Below are 25,452 nucleotides of genomic sequence, written 5' to 3'. Positions count from 1 at the left end.
ATAAAGTAGCATTAGTTACTTGCAGGACCTATGACGATTATAGTTCGGCTGAGTTAGCAGCTTGGTTGAGTTTTAATCCCTACTCGTTTTTGCACGTGATACATCCGGCCTATGCACATGCACAAAAAATAACACTTGAAAAACGATTCAAAGGAGTTGCCCACAAATACCAAGATTTCAAAGACGAGGACATTCTTATCGCTGAAAATAGCACTGCGTTTTATATTTATGAAATCGAAACCAAAGACCAACTTTTTACGGGCATCATTGCGGGTGCTTCAATAGCAGATTATCAAAATGGGTACATCAAAAAACACGAAGACACCTTGCAATATCGTGTGGAATTGTTCAAAGATTATTTGCACCAAACGCATTTTAATACCGAACCCGTATTAATTACCTATCCCGATAGTATCGAAATCAATACCTTCCTTTCGCTACAAAAACAACAGCAACCTGTTTATTCGTTTGCTACCCCCAATAAAGAAAAACATACCTTGTGGAAATTGGATACCCAAACCGAAATGGATTGGCTGGTCGAACATTTCGAAAAAATTCCGAATTTATATATTGCCGACGGCCATCACCGATCGGCTTCTGCCGAATTGTTATACGAGCAAAACAACTATCTAGGCAACGAAAATTTGAATTATTTCATGAGCTTTTTGATTGCTGAAAGTACTGTAAAAATATACGAATATAACCGTTTGGTAAGGGATTTAAATGGGTTAACCAAAGACGATTTTATCAATAAACTAGCCGAACATTTCATCATCAAAACCAAAGATCAAGAATTGTGGAAACCACAAAATAAGTTTGAATTTGGGATGTATTTAGGCGATAGTTTTTATGCGCTGTTTTACAAACACGATCAACACGAAGAATCTTCGCTATTAAATAATTTAGATGCACAAATATTGTATACTACTGTATTGCATCCTTTATTAGGTATTGAAGATTTGCGCAACGACGAACGCATTGACTATATACCCGGTAAACAATCGATTGCCACTATTAAAGAATTAGTTGACGAAGGTGAATTTGAAGTAGGCTTCATGCTCTACCCTTCTGATATCGACGAAATTAAAGCACTAGCAGACAACAACTTAATTATGCCACCCAAATCAACCTACATAGAGCCAAAATTTAGAAATGGATTGGTGGTGTATGAATTGTAAGTTTTCGATCAATAAAGAAATAATATGCCAATAGCTCAAAATCTTATCGAAATAAAATCCCAAATTCCTGCTCACGTGACTTTGGTTGCGGTTTCAAAAACCAAACCTGTGGCTGATTTGATGGAAGCTTATCATGCGGGGCAACGTATTTTTGGAGAAAATTATGTGCAAGAACTAGTTGAAAAGCACGATGCGCTTCCTAAGGACATACAATGGCATTTTATTGGCCATTTGCAATCGCGAAAAGTAAAACAGTTGGCGCCATTTGTAAATTTAATTCATGGTGTGGATAGTTTTAAATTATTGTATGAAATCAACAAACAAGCGGCCAACAACAAACGTATAATTGATTGCTTATTGCAAATTCATATCGCCGATGAAGAAACCAAATTTGGATTAGATGAAGAAGAATTAAATGATATTGTAACGTCTGAAGAATTTAATACTTTAAAGAACATCAGAATCGTAGGACTAATGGGAATGGCAACTTTCACCAACAACCAAAACCAAATCGAAAAAGAATTCAACAATCTGAAAACTATTTTTGATAAACTCCGAACTCAAAACTCCGAACTCAAAACTCTTTCTATGGGCATGTCTGGAGATTTTCCACTCGCTATTTCTTGTGGCAGTACAATGGTTCGAATTGGAAGTAGTATCTTTGGAAGCAGATAAAAGATCATAGACGAATTACTAATCACTTATTACAAATCACATATTTGTACTGTATACTCGACATAGAAACCACTGGTGGGCAATACAATGAAGAAGGTATTACCGAAATTGCTATTTATAAGTTTGATGGCCATGAAGTTGTAGATCAATTTATCAGCTTAGTGAATCCCGAAAAACCCATACAGCCTTTTGTAGTAAAATTAACCGGTATCAATAATGCTATGTTGCGCAGTGCTCCAAAATTCTATGAAGTCGCTAAACGCATCATTGAAATCACCGAGGGTTGCATCGTAGTGGCTCATAATGCTTCCTTTGATTACCGAATCTTACAAACCGAATTCAGACGTTTGGGGTATGATTTCAAGAAACCCACTTTATGTACGGTTGAATTAGCCAAAAAACTTATTCCGGACCAACTTTCCTATAGTTTGGGAAAATTAGTTCGTGCGTTAGGCATTCCCATGTCTGATCGTCACCGTGCGAGCGGAGACGCCTTGGCAACAGTGAAATTATTCAAAATGCTTTTAGCAAAAGATGTTGAAAAAGAAATTTTGAAAAGCTTCGTTAAAACCGAAATTAAATCGGGCATGTCGCCTAAATTATTGGATATCGTAGAAAATTTACCTTCAAAAACTGGAATTTATTACATTCACAATGAGAAAGGAGATTTAATCTATATTGGTAAAAGTAAAAATATCAAAAAAAGGGTCAACCAACATTTTACTGGCACAACCACTAAATGTAAAAAAATACAGCGCGATGTGTTTGCAGTCACCTATGAAGAAACAGGTAGTGAATTGATTGCATTGCTAAAAGAAAGCGAAGAAATAAAAATCAACAAACCGATTTATAACCGAGCGCAACGCAAAAGCATTTTTCAGTATGCGCTTTACCAAAATAAAAATACCGCGAGTTATTGGGCCTTAACCGTTGAAAAAGCTGACGGTCGGAAAAAAGAAATCACCTCGTTTACTAGTTTACAGGAAGGTAAAAATGCCTTATTTAAGATTACAGAAAAATACAATTTATGCCAAAAGGTCAACGGACTGTATGACACTAAAAACGGATGCTTTCAATACAAAATAAAAGAATGTAACGGGGCTTGTTTGGGCGAAGAAGCCCCAGAAACCTATAACGAACGTGTAGAAGAATTTATAAATGAAACCGCATTTGAAAACAATAACATGGTACTATTAGATCGCGGACGATCGTTTGACGAACGCAGTGCCGTATTGATCGAGAATGGGGTGTACAAAGGCTATTGTTTTTACGAATTAAACTATCAAATAACCAATATCGATATTTTAAAAAACATCATCATTCCCATGCAACACAACCGGGATGTCAAAACGATTATCCAAAGTTATTTGCGTAAAAATAAAATATTCAAAATCATTAAATTTTAGCTTTGAATTATCTGATCACAATAATAGGACCCACCGCAATAGGAAAAACTTCCTTAAGTATTGCTTTAGCTCAACATTTTGGTTGTAATATTATTTCGTGCGACAGTAGACAATTTTTTAAGGAAATGAAAATTGGTACTGCGGTACCTTCAGATAAAGAATTAGCGGCTGCTCCCCACCACTTCATTCAAAACAAATCGATTTTTGAGTCGTATTCGGTGGGAGATTTTGAACAAGAAGCGTTGACAAAATTGGACGAACTATTTCAAAAAAGCAATATCCAAATTATGGTTGGAGGTTCGGGTTTATATGTAGATGCGATATTGAAAGGGTTTGATGATTTTCCAGCAATTGATGAACCGGTTAGACATTCCATTAATGAAAAATTTGATCGTTTAGGAATTGACTATTTGCAAGAGCAATTACAACTGTTAGACCCATCCTTTTTCGCTACAATTGCTAACCAAAACCCACAAACATTACAAAATCCACAACGAATGAAACGCTTTGTAGAAGTGTGTATCGGAACTGGAAAACCGTATTCGAGTTTTATTGGAAAACGAAAAAACAAAAGAAAATTTACACCAATCATCATTGGTTTAGACGCGGAAAGAGAACATATTTACAGCAGAATCAATCAGCGGGTAGACCTCATGATACAAGACGGACTCGTAGCGGAAGCGAAAGCTCTGTATCCATACAAACAGCTGAATGCTTTACAAACAGTGGGGTACAGAGAATTGTTTGATTATTTCGATTCCGAGATTAAAGATACTGTATTACTCAGTAATGCCGTAGAACAAATCAAAATGAATACCCGACGCTTTGCCAAACGACAAATGACTTGGTTTAAACGAACAGAAAACGTAAGTTGGTTTGACTATACTATTGACAGAAATGAAATCATTACGCTTTTAGAAAAAAGAGTAAAGGAATAAATTACAATAAAAAAGCCCTGATTATTTAGGGCTTTTTTTATTATTTTTTGATCACCAATCGAAAACCTTCGCCATGAATGTTTAAGATTTCCACATCCTCGTCTAATTTCAAGAATTTTCTCAATTTGGCAATATATACATCCATACTTCGTGATGTAAAGTAGTTGTCGTCTCTCCAAATCTTTGTCAATGCTAACTCTCTCGGCATCAAATCATTTTCGTGCAGTGCTAACATTTTCAACAATTCACACTCTTTAGGAGATAATTTAATGGGTTCTTGACCTGGGAACGTTAAGAAACGTAATTTTGAATTCAAATGGAATTTGCCAATTTCGAATTCAAATTTTGTAGTATCTGGACGTACCTCAGTTGCTTTACGTTGAATGATAGCTTTGATTTTCATCAACAAGACCTCTGAATCAAAAGGTTTGTTCAAATAATCATCTGCTCCTACTTTATAGCCTTTTAACACATCTTCTTTTAGTGTTTTTGCAGTTAAAAATACAATAGGCACTTCTAGATTTTTTTCGCGTATTTCTCTCGCCAATGTATATCCATCTTTATAAGGCATCATCACATCTAGAATACACAAGTCAAAAGTATCTTTTTTGAATTTTTCAAATCCCTCCATTCCGTTTTTAGCCAACGTAACATCGAAATCATTGATCATCAAATAATCTTTTAAAACGGCACCAAAATTTGGATCGTCTTCTACTAATAATATTTTTTTTCCTTCCATAGTAATTGAATATTTCTTTAGTTTATTAATGGCATTTTTATAATAAAGGTACTTCCTTTTCCTTTTTCGCTTTCTACATAAATTTGACCATTATGGTCTTCTACAATTTGTTTTACGTATGCTAATCCCAATCCATGTCCTTTGACATTGTGCAAATCTCCTGTATGTTCTCTATAAAACTTTTCAAAAACACGTTTTTGAGCTACTTTGCTCATTCCTGCTCCCTGATCTTGTATTTTTATCAATATAAAATCTTTTATATTTTCGGTGAACACATCAATAATAGGAGCTTCTGGAGAATATTTAATGGCATTATCCAACACATTTACTAATAAATTGGTAAAATGCACCTCATTGAGTAAAATAGTAGTTCTAGTTGCTTCAAAATGCTGGTATATTGTTCCTTCACGATCTTCAACAATCAAACTCACATGTTCTATAGCATCTTCTATAATTTCAACCACATCTCTAGGTTCTTTAGAAATATCCAATTCATTCTTTTCTAACTTAGAAATCCGCAATACATTTTCAACTTGAGCATGCATGCGCTTGTTTTCATCTTTAATCATTTGCAAATAGCGCTGCACCTTTTCTTTATCGTCTATAATTTTTGGGTTTTTTATGGCATCTAAGGCTAAATTAATAGTAGCAATTGGCGTTTTAAACTCATGGGTCATGTTATTGATAAAATCGGTCTTGATTTCTGAAATTTGTTTTTGTTTAATCAACTGATTTAAAGCACTCGAATACGTCAAAACAATTACCAAGGTAAACAACAACGATAAACTTGAAATTCCAATTAAGGATGAAAAAACAAACTTACTTTTCTGCGGAAATCGAACTAACAATTGGTATTTTGACATTCCTTCATTATCCTGAAAAACAGGAATTCCATACGTGGTGTTTTTCTCATATCGGAACTTATCCGAACGAATTTTAGTAGCCAAGCCATTACTGTAAATTCCGAACTCAAAAGGGGTTTTTACACCATACTTTTTTAATTCAGCTTTAAGTATTACTTTCAATTCTTCGTTGGAAATTCGCTGTTGCAAAGGTTTTTGTGCAACAATATCTTTAAAAACAACCTCATAATTTGCTTTGTCTAAACTTGACAAACTGCCTGATTTTAAATTGGTTATATTTGGTTTGTTGTTTAATTGAAAATTAGCATCCGTTATCGTATTTCCATTGTAAACTTCGGTTTTTCGTTTTGATATTAACGTACCAATATTGATAGAATCAGAAGTATTATCAAAAAAAGAACTGTTTATTCCATAATTCTCAGCAACTAAAGTATTGGTATAAATGATGGTTTCATTGGTCTTGGTATCGCGCTCATAAAAATATACTTCTTTCAGCTGACTTGTTTCTGGATCTTTTCCTATACTGTCTTTGATCTCGTTATATTTCGTAAAAAAAGAAATCAATTCCTTTTCTTTCAAATTGTTAGAAACATTCCCTAAAACCTGCTGAACGTGATATTTAAACTCTTCTTCATTTTTATTCAACGAGGTTGTAATCCAATACAATTGAACTAAAATAATGCCGATTAATGACAAACTCATTAAAAAGACCAACAATCGAAATCTTGACTTATTCATCGAAACAAATTTAACATTTTAACATTTATTGCTAAAATTTATTAACCAAAGATTAACATAAAAACTTTTTTTTAAAGTTTTGATAAAATTTTAAGAATTTCGTCGGTCTGAACAAACGTTTCTTTTAAGTCGATATTAGAGATAACAAAATCACTTTTCTTACTTTTTTCGGCATCGGAAAGTTGGTTTTTCATCCGATTGAGGACAGCTTCTTCGCTGACATTGTCACGCAACATCGCACGTTGTATTCTAATTGCCTCGGGAGCTGTTACTAAAATCACTTTGTCACATGCTGCATTACCACCCGTTTCAAATAAAATAGCCACTTCTTTAACCACAAAGGGTTCCGATTTATATTGTTGCATCCATCCTAAAAAATGTGCTTTTACTAAAGGATGCACAATAGCATTTAACTTGTGCAATAGATCGGGGTCTGAAAATACCAATTTAGCAATTGTTTCACGATCTAATTTTCCATCGGCAGCAATTACGTTTTGCGAAAAAATGGCTTTGATTTGAGCAACAACTTCAGGCTGCTCCATAAGCGATTTTGCAGCTTCATCAGCAACATATACCGGAATACCTTTTGAAGCTATATAGTGCGCTACAGTAGATTTGCCGCTTCCAATACCCCCTGTTAAACCGATAATTTTTGTCATCCTTATTTTTTAAAAAACAATTCAGGAAATGCTACTTCTGGCTCTTGTTTTAAAATGAAAATTTTATAATAGGATTTTAAAAATCCTTTTCCATACCCATAAAACTGAATAATTGCAGCATAAAGTGAATAATACGCAATAGTAATGTTCTTATTTTGCATCCAAGAAACCAGGAATAAAAGCAAGAAATAACCTGAATATAAAGCCATAAAATAAGGCCAATTTAAAAGCAACAGCACAAACGACAACCCAAAACCAATCACAAACAAACCTGGAAACCAAAACGTGATTTTTGCATGCTCTGGATACCACGCGTTTAATATAGGGCGCGCTTTGCCAAACTTATTCACTTGTATTTGAAACTTATCCCAGCTAATACGTCTTTTATGATATACAAAAGCGGTTTTAATAAGTTTGGTTTTAAAACCCAAATTCCATAAACGAATTGACAAATCGGGGTCCTCTCCGGGATGAATGTTTCCAAATCCATTCGAAGCTTCAAAAGCAATTTTTGACAATCCCATATTAAAACTTCGGGGTTGAAATTGGGTTACTTTTTCACTTCCTCCACGAATACCTCCTGTTGTCAAAAAGGAAGTCATGGTAAAATTTATAGCTTTTTGAATATCTGAAAACGAATCTAAGGCTGCATCGGGACCTCCAAAGCAATCCACGTATTCTGCATTTAAACTATGTGTAACTTGTGATAAATAATCAGCTGGCAGAATACAATCGGAATCCAAAATAAGAAAATAATCTCCTTTTGCTACCCTCATTCCGTAATTTCTAGAATCACCCGGACCCGAATTGGGCTTAAAATAATAAGAAATGGTCAACTTGGATTGGTACTTTTCTATAATTGCATCACAGGTTATCGTAGATCCATCTTCCACCACTACCACTTCAAATGGAATATTTGAAGTAAATTTTGACAAACTGTCTAACAATTCATCAATTTCATCGGGCCTATTGTAAACGGGAATAATAAAAGAAAAATACATATCTTATTTTTTACAAACCTACAAAAAATAGCGATTTCATAACGTGCATTACACAAAATAAAATCCAAATTCTATGAACAAATTCGGCAAAAAAAAATCCTGAAAATTCAGGATTTTTTTACTTATAAAGTACTCGTTTATTTTATACTTGGAACGTGAACCATTTCATTCGTGTCGGCTTGGTAATCTACTCCTTCAAATCCAAAACCAAATAAATTCAAGAAATCTTGTTTGTAACCCGCTAAATCTCCTAATTCAACCAAAGATTCTGTCGTAGATTCCAACCATAATTTTGCAATTCGTTCTTGAACATCTGGACGCATTTCCCAATCATCAATTCTAATTCTACCTTGTTCATCTGTAGGAACCGCATTTCCAGTAAACAATCTTTGTTGGTACAAACGTTGGATTTGCTCGATACATCCTTCGTGAATCCCTTCAGCTTTCATGATTTTATACAAAAGAGAAATATATAATGGAATCACAGGAATTGCAGAACTTGCTTGCGTTACTAATGCTTTGTTAACCGAAACATAAGCTTTACCATTCAAATCTGACAATTGTTTTGTAATTTCAAAAGCCGTAGCTTCTAAATGATCTTTAGCTCTTCCAATCGTTCCTTTTCTATAAACAGCTTCTGTTACTTCAGGTCCAATGTAAGAATAAGCAATTGTTGTGGCACCTGGAGCTAAAACACCTGCACCTTTTAATGCATTCATCCACATAGACCAATCTTCACCCCCCATTACAACAACTGTATTGTCTATGTCTTCTTGGTTAGCCGGTTCAATTGAAACTTGCGTAACATTGCCCGTATGGAAATCAACCGTTTTATTGGTAAAAGTTCCTCCAATTGGTTTCAACGTAGAACGATGTAAGACACCAGTTGTTGGGTGCTGACGAACCGGAGAAGCCAAACTATAAATGACTAAATCAACCTGACCCAAATCGGCTTTAATCAATTCAATGGCTTGGTTTTTTACTTCGTTTGAAAATGCATCTCCATTAATACTTTTTGCATACAAACCAGCTTTTGTAGCTTCCACCTCAAACGCTGCAGAATTGTACCAACCTGGCGATGCTGTTTTTCCTTCTGAAGGTTCTTTTTCAAAAAATACACCTAAAGTAGCCGCATCTGAACCAAAAGCACTTGAAATTCTTGAGGCCAATCCGAAACCGGTAGAAGCACCAATAACCAATACTTTCTTAGCACCGTGAATAGCACCTTTTGATTTAACATATTCGATTTGATTTTTTACGTTTTGTTCGCAACCTTTTGGATGGGCTGTCAAACAAATAAATCCGCGCATTCTTGGCTCTATTATCATTTCTTTAGTATATTAAATGGTTTTTATCTTAATTGATTTGGTTACAAAAGTAACTGAAAATTTTAATTCAACAAAGCTTTCGCATGTTCCAATGCCGATGCCGTTACCTCCTTACCCGATAACATCTCTGCAATTTGCGCTATGCGATCTTCTGGTGACAACAAAACCAATTCGGAAATTGTAGTAGCTCCATGACTTCGCTTTACTACTTTATAATGGGTATCCCCTTTGGCTGCTATTTGTGGCAAATGCGTAATCGCAAAAACTTGCATGGTAAGACTCATTTCTTGCATGATTTCACCCATCTTTATTGCAATCTCACCCGACACTCCGGTATCAATTTCATCAAAAATGATGGTTGGTAATTTTGAATAATGCGCCAAAATAGATTTAACAGCCAGCATAATACGCGACATTTCACCACCTGAAGCTACTTTTTTCAGCAGGCCAAAATCGGTACCTTTATTAGCAGAAAACAAAACATTCAACTCATCTTTCCCTGCAGAAAAATAGTGTTCTGTGGTAACTAAATCAAATTGAAAATTAGCTTCTGCCATACCCAGTTGCGCAAGAATTGTTTTGATTTTTGAAACCAATTGTGGAATGGCTTCTTTTCTGTCATTTGTGATTTGTTGCGCTATCGCATCAATTGCTGCAATGGCTTTTTGCACTTCCAACTCTGTTTTTTGAATTTGAACCTCTAAATCATCCACTTTTAATACTTTGTGATCCAATTGATCTTGAATCACAAGCAATTCTGCAATGGATTGCACCTGATGTTTTTTTTGCAAGCTGTATAAGGCTTGAAGCTTAGCATTTACATAATCCAAACGCTCCGGATCGGCATTGATTCTATCATTGCTTTGTTCGCATTCATTAAAGAGATCTTCCAGTTCAAGAAAAGTGCTTTGAAAGCGTTCCGAAAGTTCCAAATAAGTTGCTGAAAAGGGACTAAGCTTTTGTAGCGCCAATCTCATTTCTTTTAATTGAACAATTGCACCAATTTGCTCTTCGTTGGCAATAGCTAATATCCTAGAAAATTGTTCCTTTATGAATTCCACATTACTCAATTGCTCTAACTCTTGCTCAAGAATTTCTTGCGCTCCCTCTTGTAAATTAGCAGCTAGTAATTCGTTCAATAAAAACGAATGGTATTCGTGTTCTTTTTCTAGTAATTGCTTTTCGGCCAACATTTCATGCAATTGCTTTTGCTTGGCTTTTAAATCAGCTAATTGTTGTTGATATTTCGCTACGGAAGTCGAATTATTAGCCACAGCATCAATAATTTCCAATTGATACACTGCTTCTGTCAATGCTCTAGTCTGATGCTGGGAATGAATATCCAATAAATACGTACCTAATTCTTGTAATTCTTGAAGATTCACCGGACTATCATTTATAAATGCGCGGGATTTTCCTGTGGGTAAAATCTCTCTGCGAATAATAGTTCGCTCTTCATAATCCAAATCATTTTCAGCAAAAAAGGCTTCCAAATGATAATTTTGAATCGAAAAAGTAGCTTCAATAATGCATTTTTGTGCTTTATCTTTTAAAGAAGTTAAATCGGCTCTATTTCCCAAAACCAACCCTAAGGCTCCCAGTAAAATCGATTTACCAGCACCCGTTTCTCCTGTAATCACTGAAAACTGATTTGAAAAATCGGTTTCAAGAGATTCGATCAAGGCGTAGTTTTTTATGGAAAGTGAAAGCAGCATACTTTATGAATTCAGGAGCATTAACTTATCTAATTTTATTCCACTTTTGAGAATTTAAGGGGGAAATCCGTTGCAATGTTTCCAGAAGTTTTGCATTATCCATACGCGGACCTTCTGCAAAAATTGAGACAATTTCATCAGCTTTAGCATCAAAAAAAGTTCGGGCCAATAAAGAATTCGGTCGGACTTTTTGAATTTCTGCTAATGTGGAAATTGAAGTGGCTATTGCCTCTTTACTTTTTAAAAGGTCATCAGCCATGGTATCTAATCCTAATCTATGATATTGATACATTGCTGTTCTATAGGGTAAGAAAGTCGCTGACAATAAATCGGAAATTAAAAAATTTCGGTTATTATTGGTGCCTTCTGTTTGACTCCATCCTTTATAACCACTAGTTTCTGCAACATTAACAATATTTGAAGCTATTCCCAAGTATTTAGTTCCTCCTTTTAAGGCAAACGAATCCATATCCATCCCAATAATTAAGTTAGCGTAATAGGCTAAAACAGAAACCAAATTAGAATTGAAACTATTTTGATCGTAAACCATGGCTTCAAATTCTATAAATCGAAACGAAAAGTTTTTATCATTAATGTTTACTATTGGGGCCGAAAAAGTACTATTAAATATAGGCCTTGAGGACTGTACTTGTATGGTAGCTTCAAAGTTATTTGAATTGTAACTCGTAATATTTATAAAAAAATTACATGTTATTTTTTCAATATCATTGAATTGCCTATCTGTCCATTTTGTAGTATTCAGAAACTCGTTTACTTGCTTTTCTAAGTTAGCAAAAAGCTGTGGATTTCCATTACTAACTTGTTGATAATTAATCGAAACAGTTGCTTGAAGCTCTTGAGCCCATCCAAATTGTGTAAAGAATACAAGAACAAAAAGTACTAAACTATGCTTCATAATGTTGGATTATTTTAGTTACAATATCAAAAGCCACGGCTTCTTTCGATTTTAATTCCATAGGTTCTACTCTAAAATCACGATCAATAAAGGTTACTTTGTTGGTGGATTGCGCAAAACCGGCACCTTTATCGTTTAACGAATTTAAAACAATCAAATCTAAGTTTTTTTTCTGAATTTTCAACTTAGCGTTTTCAATTTCATTTTCAGTTTCTAAAGCAAAACCTATTAAAAACTGATTGTTTTTTTGTTTGCCTAAAGACGCTAAAATATCATCTGTTTTCTCTAATGTAATAGATAACGAAGCATCGTCTTTTTTTATTTTTTGTAATGCTACATTTTTTGGACGATAATCGGCTACTGCTGCAGCTGCTATAGCTACATCCATCGCATTATAATACTGGTGGCAGGCATCATACATTTCTTGTGCAGAAACAACTGGAACTACAGTTACTAGTACATGATCAATTTGCAAATGAGTGGGTCCTGATATTAACACCACTTCTGCTCCCATATTTGCAGCCTGAATGGCAATATCAAATCCCATTTTACCAGTGGAATGATTTCCAATAAATCGAACTGGATCAATGGATTCATAGGTTGGACCAGCGGTTACCATGATTTTTTTTCCTTTCAACGGCAATTGACTCAATAAATCTTTCTCAAGAAAAGCTACAATATTTTCGGGTTCTGCTAAGCGACCTTCTCCGGATAAACCACTCGCTAATTCGCCATTTTCAGCGGGAATTATTTTATTACCAAACGATTGTAATTTATGAAAACTTTCCAGCGATGAAGGATGCTTGTACATATCCAAATCCATTGCTGGCGCAAAATATACCGGACATTTTGCCGATAAATAAGTAGCTATGAGTAAGTTGTCGCAGGTGCCATTTGCCATTTTTGAGAGTGTATTGGCTGTAGCGGGTGCAATGAGCATAAAATCGCCCCATAATCCTAACTCCACATGATTATTCCAAGTTCCTTTTTCATCTTCATCATCATAAAATGTAGAATAAACAGGGCGTTTAGATAAAGTTGCAAGCGTTAAGGGGGTAACAAAATGCAAAGAAGCAGGTGACATTACAACTTGTACTTGTGCACCTGCTTTTATTAATAATCGAACCAAATGGGCTGTTTTATAAGCAGCTATACCACCAGATATACCTAGTAAGATTTTTTTACCGCTTAAAACAGACATATTTGGATTATTTAGAATCTCTGTAGTAAATTTTACCTTCTTCCCACTCTTGTACTGCTAAAGCATGTGGTTTTGGTAATTTTTCATAGAATTTTGAAACTTCGATTTGTTCTTTATTTTCAAAAACTTCTTCTAAACTATCATTGTATGTGGCAAATTCTTCCAATTTTTCAATTAATTCCTTTTTGATTTCGGTATTAATTTGATTGGCTCTCTTCGACATGATCGTGATGGCTTCATAAATATTTCCTGTAGGCTCTTCTAGTTTACTTTTATTATACGTAATCGTATTTACAGGAGCATTTGTTTTCTTTAAATCCATGATTATTTATTTAGAAAATTGTTTTAATTCTTGTTCAATGGTTACCAACATATCATTTGCTGATGCTTTATATTGGGTATCTGACTTAAATTTAATCAGATTAGTGTAGGTTGACTTTGCATAGGCTAAACGTTCTTCCTTTTTATATTCCACACTATTAATAGCTAATTTATAGGCCGAGTCCAAACGATAGAACAGTGCTTGTTCTTTAAAGGGAGTACCTGGATAATCGGCTAGGAAATTTTCAAAGGCTTTCAAAGCACCTTTAAAATCTGAAATACTATTGTATTGCTTAGCAATCTCAAATGCTTTCTTCTCCAACTTTTCTCTTAATTCTTTGACGTGAACATTTGCTTTTGGTAAATATTCTGAATTTGGATACGTGTCAATAAATTTTTGAACTTTCTCAAGTGCTTTTTCGGTATCTGTTTGATCTAAACTATATACCGGAGATAATTTATAAAAACATTCTGCGGCTAAAAAGGAAGCTTCCTCTCTTTTTTCACTTTTAGGATAACTAGCAGCAAAATTTTCAAATTGATAACCCGCTAAATAATATTGTTTTGTATTGTACAATGCTTTTGAATACATATAAAACAAACGCTCAGCTTGAGGCTTTCCTTTGTATGCGGGAGCCACTTGCTCATACAAACGGATTGCTTTTAAATACTTTCCAGTTTCATACATTTTATTTGCTGCTTCTGTTTTTACAGCCACATCATCAGACTTTAATGCTTTTTGATACTGATTGCATGACGCAAAAAGCACAAGAATTATAAAGAAACTAAAAATTTTATTCATTTGGTTACTGTTTTATCTTTAAAAATATCAATATAAAGATATCTAAAAAGCAACTGCAAATTTAGATATTATTTACATACTATAAAAATCTTTTTTTACCCTATTTTTTTAGTGAATTGATTCAGGCGAGATGCTAAATCTTCGTTCACATTTACAAGTGGTAATCGCACTGTGTTTTCAGACAAACCCAATGCCTTAAAGACTTCTTTAATTCCACCAGGATTACCTTGTTCAAAAATCATATCAATACTATCGGCTAACAAATAATGCAATTGGTATGCCTCATCAACTTTTCGTTGCAATCCAAGGCGAACCATTTCTGAAAATTCTTTTGGAAATCCCTCTCCAATTACCGATATAACACCTGCGCCACCCGCTAAAACCATAGGCAATGTAATCATATCATCTCCTGAAATCACTAAAAATCCTTCCGGTTTGTTTTGAATCAATTTCATGGCTTGAACAATATCTCCAGCCGCTTCTTTAATTCCGATGATGTTTTTAAAATCTTGCGCCAATCGAATAACGGTTGAAGGCAACATATTACTTGCCGTTCTTCCAGGTACATTGTAGACAATCACAGGAATTGGCGAAGCTTCAGCTATAGCTTTAAAATGTTGATATATTCCCTCTTGTGTTGGTTTGTTGTAGTAAGGTGAAACCGATAATATGGCTGAAAAATTAGAAAAATCTCTGGTTTTTAATTCCTCTACCACTTTTAAAGTGTTGTTTCCTCCAACACCAAGAACCAAAGGTAATCTTCCGGCATTTGCTTTAACAATTGTAGCTATTACCAATTCTTTTTCATCGTTTGAAAGTGTAGCTGTTTCTGCGGTGGTACCCAAAACAACAAGATATTCGACTCCTCCATCGATGACATAATTTACAATTTTTGTTAGCGCTTCAAAGTCTACCGAAAAATCTTTTTTAAATGGGGTTACTAGTGCAACACCCGTTCCAATAAATGATTGCATTTTTATATTTTGTTTAAAATTTTTAAATATTTGACCAACTCAAAAGTAAAAGCTTCATATTGAGATACAACAGCTTTAATTATAAAATGATTAACTCTTTTATCTACACTCTCAAAACCTACTTTAAAAGTAGCTTTCGACGCAATTGACAATAACAATAAAGGATACTTGTTCACATCATAATAATTGATCAATAGATCAAATGGAGTAGTAATAAAATCGTTTACATCGGGCTTATTTATTTCGCCTGACCATGAAATATTTTTCAACGAAACAAATGGGACCGCTATTTCTTCCTTAGATTTAATTCTATCTTTATAAACCAATACCGTAATTTGCTCTCTATGAAACCCTTGCAAGCATAACTGATCTAATAATCCAGGTGTATTTGAAAAATAGGTTTCGTCTACTAACACACCAAGGGTTACTATTTTGTTTTGAACCAAAAGGCTTTGCTGTTTTAATAACCTTTTAGTTACAATTTTTTTTAGAAAAAAATCCTTGATAATCTTATAAAACATAGTATTTTTACCTCTCAGACAAAATTATAAATTAAGTCGTTCATTATGATGGTAAATGTAAAAAAGAATACATTACTTTTTCGCTATTTTGTTATATTATTAACATTTAGTGGTCTTTTTTCTTGCAAAACTCAGGAGTTTTACAATTATAAAGTAGAAGGTAAAAAAATTGGTATTACTACAGAAAAAGGAGCAAATACAGAAATCGAAGCTTATGTAGCTCCGTATAGAGATAAAATCACAAAAGAATTGGATAGCGTTTTGGCGTATTGTCCGGAAACTATGGACAAAAGTAAAGGGAAATGGCAAACCACAATTGGAAATTTATTAGCAACGGCTGTTTTTGAATTTGGCAATCCCGTGTTTGAGAAAAGAACCCAAAAAACTATCGATATTTGTTTATTAAACAGTGGTGGTATTCGTTCTATTATTCCACAAGGCAATGTTAGTACAAGAACTGCTTTTGAAGTCATGCCTTTTGAGAACAGCTTATATGTTGTAGCGCTAAAAGGCACTCAAATAAGGGCCATGGGAACCTATCTCATGACGGAAAAAAAGGCACATCCTATTTATGGAATTCAATTTTTTGCCGATAAAAACGATTTCACTATAAAACGTATTTTGGTAAATGGACAACCACTTGAAGATGAAAAAATGTACTATGTAGCCACTTCTGATTATTTAGCAAACGGTGGAGACAACATGACTTTTTTCCAAGAAAGTACTGAAAAATATGACTTGGATTATAAGATTAGAAATGTATTAATCGATTATTTCAAAAAAGTAGACACCTTACCGGTATTAAAAGATGAAAAAATTATTTTAGAATAATGAAAAGAAGAGATTTTATCCAAAAAACAGCTGCTGGAACTGCCTTACTAGGATTAGCAAATATCGGTTTAAGCAGTTTTACAACGCTTGAAACCAAAAAAATCACCATACTTCATACCAATGATGTACACAGTCATATCGATCCTTTTCCGTTAGATCATCCCCGCAATCCAAATATGGGAGGTGCAGCTAGAAGAGCAGCAATCATAGAAAACATTAGAAAAGAAGAAGAACATGTGTTGTTGCTTGACGCAGGTGATATTTTTCAAGGCACACCTTATTTTAATTTTTATGGAGGCGAATTGGAATTCAAATTAATGAGCATGATGCAATATGATTTGGCCACTATAGGAAACCATGATTTTGACAATGGTATTGACGGCTTGTATGCGCAACTACCCCATGCCAAATTTGAATTTGTATCGGCTAATTACGATTTCAAGAATACGGTATTAGACAGCCATGTTAAACCTTATAAAATTTTTAACAAGGGAGGTATTAAGATTGGCGTATTTGGATTGGGAATTGAACTGGAGGGACTCGTAGATAAAAAAGCGTATAAAGAAACAGTGTATAACAATCCCGTTGAAGTAGCACAAGATATGGCACGTATATTAAAACACAATAAAAAATGTGATTTGGTAATTTGTTTGTCTCATCTTGGTTTTTCTTACAAAAACGAACCCAATAAAGTCTCTGATCTCGATTTAGCAAAGAAAACTAAAGACATTGATTTAATCATCGGGGGTCATACACACACTTTTTTAGACAAGCCTGTCATCCAAAAAAACAGTCATGGAAAAGAAGTGATGATCAATCAAGTTGGCTGCTATGGCATTAATTTGGGGCGTGTTGATTTCTATTTTTCAGACGATGCCGCTATTACAGGTAATGGAAAAGCAATTATAGTATCGTAATCAAACCCGATTATTCTACCATTATTTTAAAGTCACCTTCTGAAATTATTGCAATTTTCAGTTGGTTGGCTTTTTCTAATTTTGCAGGACCCATATTTTCGCCAGCAATTACGAAATCGGTTTTAGCCGAAATGGAACTCCCCACTTTTCCCCCGTTATCTTCAATAGCTTTTTTGAGTTCGTCTCTTGAATACAATTCAAAAACACCCGAAACTACAAAGGTTTTGCCTTTCAATTTTTCGGAAAGCAGTGCTTCCTCTGCCACTGATTCCAATTGAACTCCATACTGCTTCAATCGCTCAATAATACGTTGGTTTTCGTGATTGTCGAAAAACTGCACCACACTTTGAGCAATTTTATCCCCTATTTCATCTACTAATATTAAATCCATAATACTTGCCTTAGCAATAGCATCAATTGACTTATAGTATTTGGCTAATTTTTTGGCCACGGTTTCACCTACATAGCGAATGCCAAGGGCATACAACACGCGTTCAAAAGGAATGGTTTTTGAATTTTCAATCCCCTGAATTAAATTTTCAGCTGATTTTTCAGCCATGCGTTCTAGCGGAAGAATTTGCTCTTTTTGTAAAGTATATAAGTCGGCATAATTAGCAACCAATCCTGCGGTGCATAATAAAGCAACCGTTTCACCCCCTAGCCCATCGATATCCATGGCTTTTCGGGTAATAAAATGCTGAATCCTTCCAATAATTTGGGGAGGGCAACCATAAAAATTTGGACAAAAATGATTGGCTTCTCCTTCGCTACGAACCAATTCGGTTTGACATTCTGGACAATGCGTAATGTATTTAGTAGGTTCAATTTCCGCCCCTCTTTGAGCGACTGCAATAATTTTAGGAATGATTTCGCCTCCTTTCTCTACAAATACAAAATCACCGATTCTGATGTCTAATTTTTCGATTTGATCCGCATTGTGTAACGACGCGCGTTTTACAATTGTTCCGGCCAATTGTACCGGCTCTAAATTAGCTACTGGAGTGATGGCTCCTGTTCGACCCACTTGATACGAAATGGAATTCAATTGTGTTGTCACTTGTTCTGCTTTGAACTTGTAAGCCATAGCCCATCGGGGTGATTTAGCAGTATAACCTAATTCTTCTTGGTGTTGTAAAGTATTGACTTTAATCACCACGCCATCCGTTTCATAGGGTAAATCGTGACGGTGTTTGTCCCAGTACGCAATAAAATCAAAAACTTCGTTTAAATTTTTAGCCAAAATAGACTGACCAGGCACTTTAAATCCCCAATCTCTTGCTTTCTGCAAACCTTCAAATTGCGTTTTGAAAGGCAAATTAGCACCAATTACAAAATACAGCAAACAATCCAATGGTCGTTTTGCCACCTCGGCACTGTCTTGTAATTTTAAACTTCCAGAAGCTGTATTTCTTGGGTTTGAATAGGGTGTTTCACCTATTTCGATGAGTTCCTGATTCATTTTTTCAAATCCGGCTAAGGGTAAAATTATCTCGCCACGAATATCGAATTTATCTGGAAAATCACCCTTTAAATGAATTGGAACTGCTTTTATGGTTTTGATGTTATGCGTTACGTCGTCTCCTTGAAAACCATCACCGCGCGTAACAGCTCGCAACAAGCGACCGTTTTCATAAGTAATACTAATTGACGCGCCATCGTATTTTAATTCGCAGGTGTAATCTAAGGGCACATCTCCCAACATTTTTTGAATTCGGATTTCCCAATCTTGAAGATCTTCCTTGGAATAGGAATTGTCTAAGGAATACATCCGATGTTCGTGTACAACCGTCGTAAAATTTTTGGTAATGGCACCACCGACACGTTGCGTGGGCGAATTTTCATCAAAAAACTCGGGATATTGTAGTTCTAATTCCTGTAATTGTTTTAGTTTTTGATCAAATTCAAAATCAGAAATCGTAGGCTGATCCAATACATAGTAATTATAATTATGCTGATTTAATTCTGTTCTTAAATTAGTGATGGCCGCTAAAACACTCATAGTTATTGATTGATTAAATTGTCCAATTTATTGAATAATTCTCCTTTACTAATAATACCCCCTTGTTTAATAATATCAAACAAGGCTGAATTTCTGTTATCCGAAATATCTTTTCTTCCTCTAGTGATTTCTACATCATCTGAAAATAAATTATCGGCCAACCAATGAATTCCATCGGCTGAAACAAAATCAATTTGAGGATTATTCGTTTTCACTACCCAAGAAAAGAACACTTGATCTACACATTTAAAAAGGAAAATGTAATTTTTTGAAAAATGATCAATGTATGTCACATTTGTTAAAGCCTTATCCCAAATAACATCAGAAAACAGATCAATCTCTTGCTCAGCGACATGAGGACGGTTCTTTTTAATATCATCCCATTCTATTTTATCAATAGATTGTGTCGCCAAAAAAGTTATAAATTCGGGGTGCAGTTCTTCTAATTGTTCTTTGGTTAATCGTGCATACTTCATGAGGTAAATATAAAAAAAATGCCCCGAAAAAATCGGGGCATTTTTATATTTTTTTTTGAAAAATTATGCTTTTTCTCCTACAATTTCGTAAGGTAATTCTACAATAACATCTCTGTGTAATCTAACCGTTGCAGTATATTTACCTACACGTTTTACTACACCACTAGTGATGAATTTTTTATCAATTGAATGACCGTTAGCTTCTAATGCTTCCACAATATTAGCGTTAGTAACAGATCCAAACAATTTATCACCACCTGCTTTAACAGTAATTTTAATTTCTAAAGCTTTGATAGCTTCAGCTAATTTCTTAGCATCATCTACAATTTTAGCTTCTTTGTGTGCTTTTTGTTTTAAATTTTCTGCCAACACTTTTTTAGCAGAAGGTGTTGCTAAAATAGCTACTCCTTGAGGAATTAAAAAATTACGACCGTAACCGTTTTTTACTGTTACTACATCATCTTTAAATCCTAAATTTTGAACGTCTTGTTTTAAGATAAGTTCCATGTTGTTGTCCTTTTTAGTAGAAGTTAGCCCGCCTATGGCGAAGCAACAACTATTTGTTAATTATTATTTTAATAAATCGGCCACGTATGGCATTAAAGCTAAGTGACGTGCTCTTTTAACAGCTACAGAAACTTTTCTTTGGTATTTTAAAGAAGTACCTGTTAAACGTCTTGGTAAAATTTTACCTTGCTCGTTCACAAATTTCAATAAAAAGTCTGCGTCTTTGTAATCGATATATTTGATACCTGATTTTTTGAAACGACAGTATTTTTTAGTTTTGTTTGTATCAATGTTCAAAGGCGTTAGATATCTAATATCTCCGTCTTTTTTACCTTTTGCAGATTGCTCTAATGTAGACATGATTAGTTTGTTTTAGCTTTTAATTTTACTCTTCTTCTTTCTGCCCAAGAAATTGCATGTTTATCTAAAGACACCGTCAAAAAACGCATAACACGCTCATCACGACGGAATTCAGTTTCAAATGCAATAATAATTTCAGCTGGTGCTTTGAATTCGAATAAGTGGTAAAATCCACTTTTCTTGTGTTGAATTTCGTAGGCTAATTTTTTTAAGCCCCAATCTTCTTTCGATACCATCTCAGATCCTTTAGAAGTAAGAAAATCTTCAAACTTGCTTACTGTTTCCTTTACCTGTTGTTCAGATAAAACGGGATTCAAGATGAAAACAGTTTCATAATGATTCATAATCTTTGTATTTTAATGTTATAAAATTGGGTGCAAAAATAGTGTTTTTATTCTAATAACCAAGCACTGATCAAATATTTTTATAGGGTAATTTGTTTTGTTGTATTATTTATTATACTTTTAACTTCGTATAAAAAAATCACATGAAGTTAAATTGTATCGTAGTTGATGATAGTGCCGTGCAAAGAATAACCATTACCAAATTGGTAAATGAATCTTCGTTACTCCATTTAATTGGTGATTTTGCAAACGCCCTTGAGGCAAAAAATTGTATCAATCACAATGCCATTGACCTGATATTTCTAGATGTTGAAATGCCTTTAATTAATGGATTTGACTTATTAGATGGATTAAAAACGAAACCTCAAATCGTTTTTATAACTTCAAAAGCCGATTATGCCGTTAAAGCTTTTGATTATGAAGCTACTGATTTTCTTCAAAAGCCCATTTCAAAAGAACGCTTTATAAAAGCTGTAAAAAAAGCTACAGAACTTCATGCGTTGCGCTATGAAAACACGGAAGATCCGGGCGATAGTATTGTTATTAAGAGTAATTTAAAAAAGCTTAAAATTTATCTTTCGCGAATCAAATGGATTGAAGCCTATGGCGATTACATCAAAGTAGCTACCGACGACGAAACTCATTTGGTGCTGTCTACCATGAAAGGATTTGAAAAAGAACTTCCAGCAAATCGCTTCCTTCGCGTTCACAAATCGTTCATTATCAATATTGCACGAGTAGAGAAATTCAACAATAAATTTGCCGAAATTGGCACTACAAAAATTCCGCTCAGCCGAAACAAAAAGGATGAAATTGTAAAAGCCATCGAAAACAATTAATAAACATCTACATTAATTGTAATCTTAATAGCTCGATACTGCGGAATTGCTTCAAAACTATTTCGAGTTTTACCAATTACTATTTTTGCCTGATTTAAATTAGATTGCGCCGGAATCTTAACCATTATGGTTCGAATGTATTCGTTTCGAATTCTATTGATTGCTGGCTCTTCTGGACCCAAAACTGGAAAAGGTAAACTTTTCACCAATACGTTATAAAGCCAAAGGGATCCTTCTTTTAATTTTTCAAAATCGCGGTGTTTTAGGGTAAGTTTAATCAAACGGTAAAACGGTGGATATTTAAAATTTTGGCGTTCGTATAATTGTTCTTTATACATACCCGCATAATTAGTACCCAAGACTTGTTGGATGGTATTGTGATGTGGATTGAAGGTTTGAATCAAAACTTTTCCACTTTTTTGCGATCGACCTGCCCTACCCGAAACCTGCGTCATCATTTGAAACGCCCTCTCATAGGCTCTAAAATTGGGTTGATTGAGCAAATTATCGGCATTTAAAATACCTACCAACGTTACATTATCAAAATCCAAACCTTTGGCCAACATTTGAGTTCCAACTAAAACGTCAATTTCTCTATTTTTGAACGCATCAATAATTTTTTCAAAACCAAATTTACCACGCGTGGTATCTTGATCCATCCTACCAATATTTTTCTCTGGGAAAAGGGCCTTTAATTCCATTTCTATTTGCTCCGTTCCAAAACCTTTAGTGGTCAAATCAACCGATTGACAACTGTGACAATGGGATGGATTTGCCATCGAATAGCCACAATAATGGCATCGCAATTGATTTTTAAACTTATAATATGTCAAACTCACATCGCAACTTGGACAATGTGGCACGTGACCGCAAGTCATACATTCGACATAAGGCGAAAAGCCACGACGGTTTTGAAACAGAATAACTTGTTCGCTATTGGCCAAAGTTTCAGCAATTGCTTCTATAAGTTCGTCTGAAAAATGACCGGTCATCTTCCTTCTAAAATATTTGTCTTTAATATCGATTAGAAAAATTTCAGGTAAAACCACATTACCATACCGAACGTTCAATTCGGTCAATCCGTATTTATTGGTTTGAACGTTATAGTAGGACTCCAAGCTGGGCGTTGCGCTTCCTAAAAGGACTTTTGCCTGATGCTGTTTTGCTAATACTATAGCAGCATCTCTGGCATGATATCGAGGTGCTGGATCATTTTGTTTGTAGGTAGGTTCATGTTCTTCATCAATAATGATGCACCCCAAATTACTAAACGGCAAAAACAAAGCACTTCGAACCCCAATAACCACTTTTGCTTTTGGAGACTGTTCCAATACTTGATTCCAAACTTCTATGCGCTCATTGTTGGTGTATTTTGAATGAAAAACAGCAACTTCATTGCCGAAATAGGCTGTTAATCGTTGTACCAGCTGTGTAGTTAAAGCAATTTCAGGCAATAAAAACAACACCTGTTTACCTTGCTGTACATAATATTCTAAAAGCTTAATGTAAATTTCTGTTTTTCCAGAAGCTGTAATCCCATGCAGTAAATTTACGTCAAACTGATTTAAATTTTGCTGTATAGATTCAAAGGCTTCTTGCTGTGGTGCACTCAATGTAAATTGGCTGTCGGTTGCTTCATCAAATATTACACGATCTTGAGCTATATAATATTCTTCAAAAATAGCTTTATCTACTAAGGCTTTAACAATAGAAGATGTACAACCTGAAGATTCCACAAGTTTCTTTACCGAAATTGGATTTTTATCTTGAGCATGCAATTGGAAATAGTGCAAAACCAATTCGCGTTGGCGTTTCGCACCGGTTAACTCATTAAGCAATTCGGACAGTTTATCTGGTTGTAAATAAGTATTATGTAATTTTATATAACGTACCAGTTTAGGCTTGTATTGCTCTGCAATTTCTTCTTGCAAGACCAAGGCCCCTTTTTCGAGTAATTTGTTAATTATTGGAAAAACCGTCTTCTTCCCTAAAATTTTAATTACATCTTGTATTGTAATCGAAGATTGATGCTTCAGGGCCTCCAGTATTAAATACTCGTCGTCTCTTAATTCAAAGGGATCAATTGCCGCATTTTCTTTTGCAGAAATCTGGGTTTCACTTTCCAAAATATATCCCGAAGGCAAAGCACTTCGAAACACCTCTCCTAATGAGCACATGTAATAAGAAGCTATCCATTTCCAGTGTTCGATTTGAAAAGCGTTCACAACAGGTTTTTCATCTAAAATTTGATGAATCTCTTTCGCCTCATAGAGTTGAGGAGGTATGTTGTTTTTTTCCAAGACTAAAGCCGTCACTATTTTTGTTTTACCAAAGGGTACAGCGACGCGCATTCCAATTTGAATGTAATTAAATTCTGCTTCCGAAACTTGATACGTAAAGGTCTTGGCGACCGCTAAGGGTAATACTACTTCAATAAAATACAACATAGAACAAATATAGTTTGAAAAAGAGAATAGATAAAAGAAATCAGAAAAAAGATATTTGATTGCAAAAGAATTGGAATATATTCCATAAAAAAAACGCTCTCGATTGAGAACGCTTTTTTATAATATCTGACTAATTGGAATTATTTTCCTAACATCGCTGATTTTAAATCGGCATCTGCTGGTTTATCACACAACCAAATTCCGAATAAGGCTCTCTTGAAATCATGTCCTTCAATGCTTCCTTTTTTAGCGCCATTTTTATACACTACTACTCCTTCATTAGGAACATTAATGATAATAAAAGCATCTCCTTTTTTAATTTCCTCTTTAAAAAATCCTTTGAATTTATCAATTTTAGCTTTTAAAGGTGCTGTTTTATTTCCTGTCGCATTTACAAATCCTTCGTTGATTGCAGTAATCATTTTTTCTGAGGTAATCATTCCAGAAATGATATTCAATTTGATAGCAGCTGCATCTTTACTATCGATGATTTCTTTTGCATTAGAAGTCTTTTTAGGCACATATAAAGATCCCACATATAAATCAATCCACATTTTTTCTCTAATACCTGCACCGTTTAAGACCAAACTTTCTCCTTCCAGTGACATTTTACCGTCAACTTTAACATCAGAAACTGTTACTTGTGCGTTTGCAGTAAATACAGTTGCTACAAGAACTAAAAAAGTAATAAATTGTTTTTTCATAATAAATAGTTTTTTAATTTTTGCTAAGATATAAATTTTTTCTTTTCAATTTT

General features: G+C 34.4%; 26 protein-coding genes. 7 read left to right on the top strand and 19 right to left on the bottom strand.

The window, feature by feature from the left end; all coding sequences use genetic code 11:
• The 4 genes from ACIQ6Z_RS04420 to miaA all read left to right on the top strand — a co-directional run.
• Positions 1-1,178 (top strand): DUF1015 domain-containing protein (locus tag ACIQ6Z_RS04420; RefSeq protein WP_396209723.1); only part of this gene is annotated, 1,178 nt, incomplete at its 5' end.
• Positions 1,179-1,202: 24 nt separating this feature from the next.
• A complete protein-coding gene (locus ACIQ6Z_RS04415; protein WP_396209722.1) occupies positions 1,203-1,853 on the top strand; it encodes a YggS family pyridoxal phosphate-dependent enzyme in 651 nt (216 codons plus the stop codon).
• Positions 1,854-1,897: 44 nt separating this feature from the next.
• Complete coding sequence (locus tag ACIQ6Z_RS04410) at positions 1,898-3,259, top strand: exonuclease domain-containing protein (protein WP_396209721.1); 1,362 nt, start codon at positions 1,898-1,900, stop codon at positions 3,257-3,259.
• A 2-nt stretch (positions 3,260-3,261) separates the two neighbouring features.
• A complete protein-coding gene (miaA, locus tag ACIQ6Z_RS04405) occupies positions 3,262-4,197 on the top strand; it encodes a tRNA (adenosine(37)-N6)-dimethylallyltransferase MiaA (protein WP_396209720.1) in 936 nt (311 codons plus the stop codon).
• Positions 4,198-4,237: 40 nt separating this feature from the next.
• Here miaA and ACIQ6Z_RS04400 read toward each other — a convergent pair whose 3' ends face one another.
• The 12 genes from ACIQ6Z_RS04400 to ACIQ6Z_RS04345 all read right to left on the bottom strand — a co-directional run bounded on the left by ACIQ6Z_RS04400 (position 4,238) and on the right by ACIQ6Z_RS04345 (position 15,975).
• Positions 4,238-4,936 (bottom strand): response regulator transcription factor, encoded by a 699-nt coding sequence (locus tag ACIQ6Z_RS04400; protein ID WP_396209719.1) that lies wholly within the window; start codon positions 4,934-4,936, stop codon positions 4,238-4,240.
• A gap of 17 nt (positions 4,937-4,953) precedes the next feature.
• A complete protein-coding gene (locus tag ACIQ6Z_RS04395) occupies positions 4,954-6,537 on the bottom strand; it encodes a sensor histidine kinase (protein WP_396209718.1) in 1,584 nt (527 codons plus the stop codon).
• A gap of 71 nt (positions 6,538-6,608) precedes the next feature.
• A complete protein-coding gene (gene coaE, locus ACIQ6Z_RS04390; protein ID WP_396209717.1) occupies positions 6,609-7,196 on the bottom strand; it encodes a dephospho-CoA kinase in 588 nt (195 codons plus the stop codon).
• A 2-nt stretch (positions 7,197-7,198) separates the two neighbouring features.
• Positions 7,199-8,197, bottom strand: coding sequence for a glycosyltransferase (locus ACIQ6Z_RS04385; RefSeq protein WP_396209716.1), 999 nt, complete (start codon positions 8,195-8,197; stop codon positions 7,199-7,201).
• A 137-nt stretch (positions 8,198-8,334) separates the two neighbouring features.
• Positions 8,335-9,525, bottom strand: coding sequence for an enoyl-ACP reductase FabV (fabV, locus tag ACIQ6Z_RS04380; protein WP_396209715.1), 1,191 nt, complete (start codon positions 9,523-9,525; stop codon positions 8,335-8,337).
• A gap of 62 nt (positions 9,526-9,587) precedes the next feature.
• Complete coding sequence (recN, locus tag ACIQ6Z_RS04375) at positions 9,588-11,240, bottom strand: DNA repair protein RecN (RefSeq protein WP_396209714.1); 1,653 nt, start codon at positions 11,238-11,240, stop codon at positions 9,588-9,590.
• Between the two features lie 25 nt (positions 11,241-11,265).
• On the bottom strand, positions 11,266-12,156 hold the full coding sequence (locus ACIQ6Z_RS04370; protein WP_396209713.1) for a DUF4835 family protein: 891 nt from the start codon (positions 12,154-12,156) through the stop codon (positions 11,266-11,268).
• Positions 12,146-13,357 carry a bifunctional phosphopantothenoylcysteine decarboxylase/phosphopantothenate--cysteine ligase CoaBC gene (coaBC, locus tag ACIQ6Z_RS04365; RefSeq protein WP_396209712.1) on the bottom strand — a complete coding sequence of 404 codons (1,212 nt, stop codon included), beginning with the start codon at positions 13,355-13,357 and terminating at the stop codon, positions 12,146-12,148. Before coaBC ends, ACIQ6Z_RS04370 begins: the two co-directional genes overlap by 11 nt.
• Positions 13,358-13,364: 7 nt before the next feature.
• Positions 13,365-13,679 (bottom strand): DNA-directed RNA polymerase subunit omega, encoded by a 315-nt coding sequence (locus ACIQ6Z_RS04360; protein ID WP_008253630.1) that lies wholly within the window; start codon positions 13,677-13,679, stop codon positions 13,365-13,367.
• Positions 13,680-13,685: 6 nt separating this feature from the next.
• A complete protein-coding gene (locus tag ACIQ6Z_RS04355) occupies positions 13,686-14,480 on the bottom strand; it encodes an outer membrane protein assembly factor BamD (RefSeq protein WP_396209711.1) in 795 nt (264 codons plus the stop codon).
• Positions 14,481-14,575: 95 nt separating this feature from the next.
• A complete protein-coding gene (gene dapA / locus ACIQ6Z_RS04350) occupies positions 14,576-15,454 on the bottom strand; it encodes a 4-hydroxy-tetrahydrodipicolinate synthase (RefSeq protein WP_396209710.1) in 879 nt (292 codons plus the stop codon).
• 2 nt (positions 15,455-15,456) lie between these two features.
• Positions 15,457-15,975, bottom strand: coding sequence for a DUF6913 domain-containing protein (locus tag ACIQ6Z_RS04345; RefSeq protein ID WP_396209709.1), 519 nt, complete (start codon positions 15,973-15,975; stop codon positions 15,457-15,459).
• Between the two features lie 45 nt (positions 15,976-16,020).
• Here ACIQ6Z_RS04345 and ACIQ6Z_RS04340 point away from each other — a divergent pair, with 45 nt between their 5' ends.
• Entirely contained in the window at positions 16,021-16,806 is a 786-nt protein-coding gene (locus ACIQ6Z_RS04340) for a 5'-nucleotidase C-terminal domain-containing protein (RefSeq protein WP_396209708.1), read from the top strand.
• On the top strand, positions 16,806-17,723 hold the full coding sequence (locus ACIQ6Z_RS04335) for a bifunctional metallophosphatase/5'-nucleotidase (protein ID WP_396209707.1): 918 nt from the start codon (positions 16,806-16,808) through the stop codon (positions 17,721-17,723). Before ACIQ6Z_RS04340 ends, ACIQ6Z_RS04335 begins: the two co-directional genes overlap by 1 nt.
• 10 nt (positions 17,724-17,733) lie before the next feature.
• On the opposite strand, the gene ligA is transcribed toward ACIQ6Z_RS04335, so the two are convergent.
• From ligA to rpsF, 5 genes are all read right to left on the bottom strand, one after another.
• Positions 17,734-19,722, bottom strand: coding sequence for an NAD-dependent DNA ligase LigA (gene ligA, locus ACIQ6Z_RS04330; RefSeq protein ID WP_396209706.1), 1,989 nt, complete (start codon positions 19,720-19,722; stop codon positions 17,734-17,736).
• A 2-nt stretch (positions 19,723-19,724) separates the two neighbouring features.
• Positions 19,725-20,198 carry a DUF6495 family protein gene (locus ACIQ6Z_RS04325; protein ID WP_396209705.1) on the bottom strand — a complete coding sequence of 158 codons (474 nt, stop codon included), beginning with the start codon at positions 20,196-20,198 and terminating at the stop codon, positions 19,725-19,727.
• 63 nt (positions 20,199-20,261) lie between these two features.
• On the bottom strand, positions 20,262-20,705 hold the full coding sequence (gene rplI / locus ACIQ6Z_RS04320) for a 50S ribosomal protein L9 (protein WP_396209704.1): 444 nt from the start codon (positions 20,703-20,705) through the stop codon (positions 20,262-20,264).
• A 63-nt stretch (positions 20,706-20,768) separates the two neighbouring features.
• Positions 20,769-21,065 (bottom strand): 30S ribosomal protein S18, encoded by a 297-nt coding sequence (gene rpsR, locus ACIQ6Z_RS04315; RefSeq protein WP_008253655.1) that lies wholly within the window; start codon positions 21,063-21,065, stop codon positions 20,769-20,771.
• Between the two features lie 2 nt (positions 21,066-21,067).
• Positions 21,068-21,409 carry a 30S ribosomal protein S6 gene (gene rpsF / locus ACIQ6Z_RS04310; RefSeq protein WP_396140997.1) on the bottom strand — a complete coding sequence of 114 codons (342 nt, stop codon included), beginning with the start codon at positions 21,407-21,409 and terminating at the stop codon, positions 21,068-21,070.
• A 143-nt stretch (positions 21,410-21,552) separates the two neighbouring features.
• Here rpsF and ACIQ6Z_RS04305 point away from each other — a divergent pair, with 143 nt between their 5' ends.
• Positions 21,553-22,248 (top strand): LytR/AlgR family response regulator transcription factor, encoded by a 696-nt coding sequence (locus ACIQ6Z_RS04305; RefSeq protein WP_396209703.1) that lies wholly within the window; start codon positions 21,553-21,555, stop codon positions 22,246-22,248.
• On the opposite strand, the gene priA is transcribed toward ACIQ6Z_RS04305, so the two are convergent.
• Entirely contained in the window at positions 22,245-24,695 is a 2,451-nt protein-coding gene (gene priA / locus ACIQ6Z_RS04300; RefSeq protein WP_396209702.1) for a primosomal protein N', read from the bottom strand. The genes ACIQ6Z_RS04305 and priA overlap by 4 nt on opposite strands.
• A 140-nt stretch (positions 24,696-24,835) precedes the next feature.
• Positions 24,836-25,399 (bottom strand): chalcone isomerase family protein, encoded by a 564-nt coding sequence (locus tag ACIQ6Z_RS04295; protein WP_396209701.1) that lies wholly within the window; start codon positions 25,397-25,399, stop codon positions 24,836-24,838.
• Positions 25,400-25,452 lie beyond the last annotated feature (53 nt).

This window comes from Flavobacterium sp., assembly GCF_044376915.1.
In the GTDB taxonomy this organism is placed as follows: Bacteria; Bacteroidota; Bacteroidia; order Flavobacteriales; family Flavobacteriaceae; genus Flavobacterium.
Note: the sequence above shows the minus strand (reverse complement) of the source record. Positions and strands in the feature narration are given on the sequence as shown.

Bases quoted from the DNA above. Each gene is read 5' to 3' on its own strand.
- ACIQ6Z_RS04345 (WP_396209709.1), bottom strand. From the start codon at position 15,975: ATGTTTTATAAGATTATCAAGGATTTTTTTCTAAAAAAAATTGTAACT.
- ACIQ6Z_RS04335 (WP_396209707.1), top strand. From the start codon at position 16,806: ATGAAAAGAAGAGATTTTATCCAAAAAACAGCTGCTGGAACTGCCTTA.
- priA (WP_396209702.1), bottom strand. From the start codon at position 24,695: ATGTTGTATTTTATTGAAGTAGTATTACCCTTAGCGGTCGCCAAGACC.
- rplI (WP_396209704.1), bottom strand. From the start codon at position 20,705: ATGGAACTTATCTTAAAACAAGACGTTCAAAATTTAGGATTTAAAGAT.
- ACIQ6Z_RS04295 (WP_396209701.1), bottom strand. From the start codon at position 25,399: ATGAAAAAACAATTTATTACTTTTTTAGTTCTTGTAGCAACTGTATTT.
- coaE (WP_396209717.1), bottom strand. From the start codon at position 7,196: ATGACAAAAATTATCGGTTTAACAGGGGGTATTGGAAGCGGCAAATCT.
- ACIQ6Z_RS04370 (WP_396209713.1), bottom strand. From the start codon at position 12,156: ATGAAGCATAGTTTAGTACTTTTTGTTCTTGTATTCTTTACACAATTT.
- ACIQ6Z_RS04385 (WP_396209716.1), bottom strand. From the start codon at position 8,197: ATGTATTTTTCTTTTATTATTCCCGTTTACAATAGGCCCGATGAAATT.
- recN (WP_396209714.1), bottom strand. From the start codon at position 11,240: ATGCTGCTTTCACTTTCCATAAAAAACTACGCCTTGATCGAATCTCTT.
- ligA (WP_396209706.1), bottom strand. From the start codon at position 19,722: ATGAGTGTTTTAGCGGCCATCACTAATTTAAGAACAGAATTAAATCAG.
- dapA (WP_396209710.1), bottom strand. From the start codon at position 15,454: ATGCAATCATTTATTGGAACGGGTGTTGCACTAGTAACCCCATTTAAA.
- rpsF (WP_396140997.1), bottom strand. From the start codon at position 21,409: ATGAATCATTATGAAACTGTTTTCATCTTGAATCCCGTTTTATCTGAA.
- fabV (WP_396209715.1), bottom strand. From the start codon at position 9,525: ATGATAATAGAGCCAAGAATGCGCGGATTTATTTGTTTGACAGCCCAT.
- ACIQ6Z_RS04395 (WP_396209718.1), bottom strand. From the start codon at position 6,537: ATGAATAAGTCAAGATTTCGATTGTTGGTCTTTTTAATGAGTTTGTCA.
- ACIQ6Z_RS04360 (WP_008253630.1), bottom strand. From the start codon at position 13,679: ATGGATTTAAAGAAAACAAATGCTCCTGTAAATACGATTACGTATAAT.
- ACIQ6Z_RS04415 (WP_396209722.1), top strand. From the start codon at position 1,203: ATGCCAATAGCTCAAAATCTTATCGAAATAAAATCCCAAATTCCTGCT.
- ACIQ6Z_RS04400 (WP_396209719.1), bottom strand. From the start codon at position 4,936: ATGGAAGGAAAAAAAATATTATTAGTAGAAGACGATCCAAATTTTGGT.
- ACIQ6Z_RS04355 (WP_396209711.1), bottom strand. From the start codon at position 14,480: ATGAATAAAATTTTTAGTTTCTTTATAATTCTTGTGCTTTTTGCGTCA.
- ACIQ6Z_RS04305 (WP_396209703.1), top strand. From the start codon at position 21,553: ATGAAGTTAAATTGTATCGTAGTTGATGATAGTGCCGTGCAAAGAATA.
- coaBC (WP_396209712.1), bottom strand. From the start codon at position 13,357: ATGTCTGTTTTAAGCGGTAAAAAAATCTTACTAGGTATATCTGGTGGT.
- ACIQ6Z_RS04325 (WP_396209705.1), bottom strand. From the start codon at position 20,198: ATGAAGTATGCACGATTAACCAAAGAACAATTAGAAGAACTGCACCCC.
- ACIQ6Z_RS04340 (WP_396209708.1), top strand. From the start codon at position 16,021: ATGATGGTAAATGTAAAAAAGAATACATTACTTTTTCGCTATTTTGTT.
- rpsR (WP_008253655.1), bottom strand. From the start codon at position 21,065: ATGTCTACATTAGAGCAATCTGCAAAAGGTAAAAAAGACGGAGATATT.